This window comes from Cytobacillus sp. S13-E01 (assembly GCF_029193815.1).
Taxonomy (GTDB): domain Bacteria; phylum Bacillota; class Bacilli; order Bacillales; family Bacillaceae_L; genus Bacillus_BV.
Map to the genome: position 1 here is coordinate 45698 of NZ_JARFVC010000028.1, position 6294 is coordinate 51991.

A 6294-nucleotide genomic window follows, 5' to 3' on the forward strand; every position below is an offset into this window, starting at 1 on the left:
AGGAAACTAAAATGGCGTTACCAGCAATCGATGTAGGCTTAATGGATGAACACCTGACCACACATGAAGGGATTATAAATAAGTTAAAGTATTATCATTCAATCGTAAACCATCCAGATCTCAAACATATTATTAATCTACAAATAATCGTTATGCAAGATCATGTAAGAGTTATGCTTGGATTACTGGATCCTAATCGAAATCAATGGATAACATTATCACCAATTGATCTTAGCGATGGGCATAACCAGCATATTGAAAAGGGAAATACATCGAATACATCACTCCATAAACCAATTGCCATAGAGGCAAGATCAACGGCAAAATTCATGGCAAATAGTAACTTTACATCTGCTTTAATGATGAAAGATCCAAATGTTAAACATATCCATTTTGAAATGGCTATTCAACAAGCTACACTTGAAAGAAACTATAATGATTTTATAAAAAAAATGGGTTGGGAGCATCCCCCTAAAGTAACAAAAGAAACGCAGGTTTTTACAATTCAAAAACATCAGCATTTACTCTAAAGAAAAGCGAAAGGCGCGCCCGCCTTTTTGGCGCGTCGATTAAAACACGCCACGTCCTTTGGCGAACATCGACATCAGCACATCCTGTGCAAGTCAAGCATAAGACGAGCCGTCTGGAAGGTAGTTCTTTAACCTTCCGGACGGATTGGCTTATGACCTCAGGTCCGATGGCCCCCGGAGCTAGACACTAAAACTAGGTACAAACTTTTATACTTTCTTATCTTTTAAAAAATGCACCAGACCCCAATACGTTAATACTTCAATCTACTGAGGGAAGGCACTTATTCATTTTGAGATTTTATAACAGAAGATAGATAGATGTAACACCCTCTCGAAAGATATTTAACCATCCGATATCATTTTTGTGAAAAAGGTCCCCGAGATTTCATCTACATTTACGAATAATAAAGTAACTCAAAAAGTTGTTTAAAGAATAATATTGTCATTACGATTTTAAAGCATAATAATGTCTAAGTGACATTTTTTTACTAAAAGTCACAATAAAAATAAAAAAACCACCAAATATGTATTTGGTGGAGACGGTGGGAGTCGAACCCACGTCCAAAAGCATCGGCACTTAAGCTTCTACGAGTGTAGTCGATATATTAGTATTTCGCTAACCCCTCGGCCTATCGACAGGCTTTGAGAGCAGCTAGTCTGGTTGTTCTCTTCCTTTGTCCTCAGACGGTGAACTCCGGCGTAGCCCACTTAGAGTGAGTCCCTGATCCTACCACATGGGCGATGGAGGGAGGAACCGCTATAGACTGTTATTAAGCAGCTAAAGCGAAGTTGTTGTTTTCTTTGCCAGTTATAGGCGTTGACGTTTTAACGAGGCCGATCCCCTCGACTCGCAACCCAAGCTCGAACTACCCCTGTCGAATCCGTAGCGTCCCCATATAAAAAGTAAATAGGGTGTTTCGGAGAAAGAGGATATCATCCTCAAGTGAATAACTCTTACTTGTTGCTATTCAATTGTCCTCTCATGAGTTATTATAGCACATAATCCTTTGTTTTCAATTGTAAGTTTTTGTAAACCACTATTCCTTCTGTCTATCACGGAATGCTCGTTCGATATCACGTTTAGCTTCTTTCTTTTTAAGATCATCACGTTTGTCATATTGTTTCTTACCTTTACCAAGACCAAGCAAAAGTTTTGCATAACCATTTTTTAAATAGACCTTCAACGGAACTAATGTATAACCAGTCTCTTTTGTATAACCAATTAACTTACTGATTTCTTTCTTATGCAGTAATAGTTTTCGTGTACGTAATGGATCATGGTTAAAGCGGTTACCTTGTTCGTACGGACTGATGTGAAAATTATGAAGAAACACTTCGCCGTTTTGAACTCTCGCAAATGAATCTTTAAGATTCGCACGTCCAGCTCTAAGAGATTTAATCTCTGTTCCTTGGAGCACTATTCCAGTTTCATACGTATCTTCAATAAAGTAATCATGATTCGCTTTTTTATTTTGAGCAATGACCTTACCTGCACCCTTTGGCATCGCACTTCCCCCTTACAAACGGTACCTTTCATTTTAGCAAAAAAATCCGCTTAATTCAAATAATACAACAAATTATTTATTCATTTATTTTCAACTAAACGGACTTCTGAATGATAATCATCATCATTCTCAAAACTCGAACGCAAAAAAGCACATATTTTCTTTAATCTACTCTCCATTTTTCCCCTCGTGATATTTAACTAAAGAAACATAAAAAGGTAGCAACCTAAATAACCATTCAAACCCCTAAAGCTCTATTTACTTTAGGGGTTTTTTGTTACCTTTTCTTTATTTTCTCTTCCGCTTTTTACTCTTATGTTTTGGAACATTCTCAAAGAACTTCTTATTCTTTTTCTTTGGTTTCTTCGTACCGCCATTCTTATCTTTAGGTGCGTCATCGGTTTTCTTTCTGCGACTTGGTCCTCTTTCAGCTTTAATAACACGAGGAGCTTCCTTCGATAATTTGCGGCGTGTTCCTTTCATTCCTACTACTTCAAAATCGATTGAGCGCTCGTCTTTATTTACATTCACAACGCGAACTGTAATTTCATCGCCAATTCTATAGATGTTACTTGTCCGTTCACCAATCATCGCTAAATTACGTTCGTCATATCGATAATAGTCATCTGTTAAGTAGCTAACATGGACTAAGCCTTCAATTGTATTTGGCAGCTCAACGAACATTCCAAAATTGGTTACGGAGCTAATGATACCATCATATTCTTCACCAATTTTATCAAGCATATATTCAGCTTTTTTCATGCTATCTGTTTCTCGTTCGGCTTCAACGGCACGACGTTCCATATTAGAAGAATGATCAGCAATGCCAGGTAATTTGTCATTCCATTTTGCCTGTGTGCTGCTATCAATTTGGTTGTTAATTAAATATGTTCTAATTAGACGGTGGACAATTAAATCTGGGTAACGTCTAATTGGAGATGTAAAGTGCGTATAATAGTCAGTCGACAACCCAAAATGCCCTAGACTTTCCGGGTCGTATTTTGCCTGTTTCATTGATCGTAGCATAATCGTTGATACAACCATTTCTTCAGGTTGACCTTGAACAGCTTCAACAATTTCCTGTAGGGCACGAGGATGAATCGAATTTCCTGTTCCTTTTACGATATAGCCAAAATTTGTAATGAATTCTAAGAACCTTCTTAGCTTTTCTTCATTTGGGTCTTCATGGATACGGTAAATGAACGGTACATTCATCCAATGGAAATGTTCAGCTACTGTTTCATTTGCTGCTAGCATAAATTCTTCAATTAATTTTTCAGCGACAGAACGCTCACGAAGCACGATATCCGTTGGCTTGCCTTCTTCATCAACAAGTACCTTCGCTTCTTTAAAATCAAAGTCAATCGCACCACGATTCATTCTTTTTCCACGAAGAATCTGCGCTAGTACCTCCATCTCTTCAAACATCGGTACTAAAGATTGATAACTTTTTCTAACTTCTTCATCTTTATCAACTAAAATCTTGTTTACTTCAGAATAAGTCATTCGTTCTGTTGTCTTAATCACACTTTGGAAGATTTCATGCTTAACGACTTGACCTTCAGCGTTTATTTCCATATCACAAGATAGGGTTAAACGATCAACTTTTGGATTTAAAGAACATATTCCATTTGATAATCTATGAGGAATCATTGGGATAACCCTATCTACTAAGTAAATACTTGTTGCTCTATCACTTGCTTCTTTATCTATTGGCGAGCCTTCAGTCACATAATGTGTAACATCAGCAATGTGAACGCCGAGTTTATAATTTCCATTTTCAAGCTTAGTAACAGTGACAGCGTCGTCTAAATCCTTTGCATCTGCACCATCAATGGTTACGATCACTTGATCACGTAAGTCACGACGGTTTTTTATCTCTGTTTCGTTAATCGTATCAGGTGTGCTGTTTGCTTGATCAAGTGCTTCCTTCGGGAACTCCTGAGGCAATCCATGCTTATGAATAACTGAAATTATATCAACACCAGGATCATTTTTATGACCAAGTATTTGAATAACTTCACCTTCGGCACTCATTCGTCCTTCAGGGTACGTTGTTAGCTTAACAACTACTTTATGGCCTTCTGCCGCACCATTTATAGCCTCTTTCGGGATAAAAATATCATTCACAATCTTTTTATCATCTGGAATAACAAACCCAAAGTTTTTACTTTCTGTATAGGTTCCAACAATTTCTTGGACACCGCGCTCAATAATCCGAACGATTGTTCCCTCTTTACGTGCACCAGAAGCTTCTGTATTAATACGTACGAGAACAATATCACCATGCATTGCGTTATTCATTTCTGGTGGTGGAACAAATACATCGTCCAGTGATTTATCCTCTGGAATAACAAACGCAAAGCCTTTGGCATGTCCTGTTAACTTGCCACGCAGGAGACTCATTTTTTCTGGGAGCCCATAACGGTTGCTTCGCGTTCTTACAACAAAACCTTTCTCTTCCATAACGACAAGTGCTTTAACAAATTCTTTAAATTCTGAAGAGTCTTTAATGCCAAAAGCTTCTTCTAGCTCTTGGACGGTTAACGGCTTGTAAGCCTCCTCTTTCATAAAAGAAAGCAATTTATCGATATGCTGCTGGATATCTTGATCCATGCTCTTCACTCCTTAATACTTACCAATCTAATTTTTCTAAAAACTGATAGACATCTTCATGTAATTGCTCACGCTCTTTATCAAGTGTAATGACATGTCCTGATTCTTCGTACCACTTAATATATTTTTGATCAGTTTCTACTTCGTTATAAATAATATTTGCACTATTTGTGTTAATCATGTTGTCGTTCCTTGCTTGTACAACAAACGTAGGTGAGTATATGTGATCCACATGATTTCGTACATCTGCGATTAATTCTTGAAGCGCTTGAAGCGTGTTCATTGGAGTCTTTTTAAAACTTTCCATTTCTTCTTCAATAGCTTCTGATGTTTTACCTTCGTACTTTTTATATTCCCGAGCATAATCAAGGATTCCTTTATACATCACTTCTTCGCTTTTAATGTACATTGGGGCACACATAGGTACAATTCCCTTTATAGGTACAGTGTAACCCAATTTTAACGAAAATACCCCACCGAGCGATAAACCAGCCACAGCAATACTTTCATGCCCTTTATCTTTTAAAAATTGATACCCTTTTATAACGTCTTCCCACCAATCATCTGGACCTGTATGTACTAATTCCTCTGGTGGAACTCCGTGACCTTTATAATGTGGTGCATGACAGGTATACCCTTTTCCTTCAAGGTAGCGGCCAAGCATCCGTACATCTGCCGAATTCCCTGTAAATCCATGTAATAATAAAACAGCACGTTCTCCACCTTCAAATGTAAACGGCTTTGGTAAAACGATTTTCATTTATTTGTAACCCCTTCTTTTATGATATAGTTTCATTTTTAACATAGGTATCAGAATGACGCAATTTCTAGGCATCTTTAACGTTTGAAAAATTGGGTATATGCCGACATGTTTAAATAATCGTTTAGTTAAATCAAGCTTTTAAAATAGTTAGTATTAGTATGCGTAAAACTTCATTAAACAATAAAGAAATCCACATTAATAAAGAAAAGCGCAAGGCGCCCGCCTATCGGCGACAAGCATAAGACGAGCCGGCTGGAAGGTTGTTCTTTAACCTTCCGGACGGATTGGCTTATACCATAGAGCCGATGGCGCCTGGAGCTAGACGTAGATAGACAAAGACACGAAGTTATACACAACCTTACAATTTTATAAATTCCTCACTAGCGTTGCATAAAAAAATTATGAAAAAGTCAAGAGTGTAAAAAAGGTATATTTTTGAATATCATTCCAAAATATGACATAACAGAATATTCTGTATTTTTACTTTTAGGTTAATTGAGAAAAAAGGGTAAGGGGTCCTATTTGAAGGTAGTCCTTATCCATAATTTTACAAATAAACAGGGTCATATGTTAATTCATCTAAATGCTGAACATCTCCTTTTTCAAACTGTGCTAGGGTTTCAGTGAAAACCTGTTCATGGTTTAGTCGCCTTCGACCATCTGATGATCGATCAGGCCTTTCAAAAAGTGCTTTTACAAAATTGAAGAAGCATTTCGACCAATATTCACCTAAAAACTCAAGCATATCAAGGAGGGTTCCTTGATAACTTACTTTTTTCTTCATCAATAAAGTTAGACAAAAGGTGATCATAGCTATGTAAATTTGATTGTAAACGGCATTTGCGCTTTTTCCATAACATTTTTTAATGACCAAATGCTG

4 protein-coding genes, 1 other RNA gene and 1 pseudogene are annotated in these 6294 nt (G+C 37.1%); 1 reads left to right on the top strand and 5 read right to left on the bottom strand.

Translation table 11 applies throughout. The features are described 5' to 3' along the window. Positions 1 to 11: 11 nt before the first annotated feature. Positions 12 to 530: a hypothetical protein gene (locus PY093_RS15685; RefSeq protein WP_275646798.1), complete on the top strand. Its 519-nt coding sequence runs from the start codon at positions 12 to 14 to the stop codon at positions 528 to 530. A gap of 531 nt (positions 531 to 1061) precedes the next feature. On the opposite strand, the gene ssrA is transcribed toward PY093_RS15685, so the two are convergent. From ssrA to PY093_RS15710, 5 genes and pseudogenes are all read right to left on the bottom strand, one after another. After that, positions 1062 to 1424: a transfer-messenger RNA gene (gene ssrA, locus PY093_RS15690) on the bottom strand. A gap of 143 nt (positions 1425 to 1567) precedes the next feature. Further along, positions 1568 to 2035, bottom strand: a complete 468-nt coding sequence (gene smpB, locus PY093_RS15695) for an SsrA-binding protein SmpB (RefSeq protein WP_275646799.1) — start codon at positions 2033 to 2035, stop codon at positions 1568 to 1570. A gap of 288 nt (positions 2036 to 2323) precedes the next feature. Beyond that, complete coding sequence (gene rnr, locus PY093_RS15700) at positions 2324 to 4651, bottom strand: ribonuclease R (RefSeq protein WP_275646800.1); 2328 nt, start codon at positions 4649 to 4651, stop codon at positions 2324 to 2326. Positions 4652 to 4670: 19 nt separating this feature from the next. Continuing rightward, positions 4671 to 5411, bottom strand: a complete 741-nt coding sequence (locus PY093_RS15705) for an alpha/beta hydrolase (RefSeq protein WP_275646801.1) — start codon at positions 5409 to 5411, stop codon at positions 4671 to 4673. 550 nt (positions 5412 to 5961) lie between these two features. Further along, positions 5962 to 6294 (bottom strand): annotated as a pseudogene (locus PY093_RS15710) (IS4 family transposase); the annotation flags it as partial.

What these genes read in the sequence shown, in the direction of transcription:
- PY093_RS15685 (WP_275646798.1), top strand. Translation starts at nt 12, where the DNA reads ATGGCGTTACCAGCAATCGATGTAGGCTTAATGGATGAACACCTGACC.
- smpB (WP_275646799.1), bottom strand. Translation starts at nt 2,035, where the DNA reads ATGCCAAAGGGTGCAGGTAAGGTCATTGCTCAAAATAAAAAAGCGAAT.
- PY093_RS15705 (WP_275646801.1), bottom strand. Translation starts at nt 5,411, where the DNA reads ATGAAAATCGTTTTACCAAAGCCGTTTACATTTGAAGGTGGAGAACGT.
- rnr (WP_275646800.1), bottom strand. Translation starts at nt 4,651, where the DNA reads ATGGATCAAGATATCCAGCAGCATATCGATAAATTGCTTTCTTTTATG.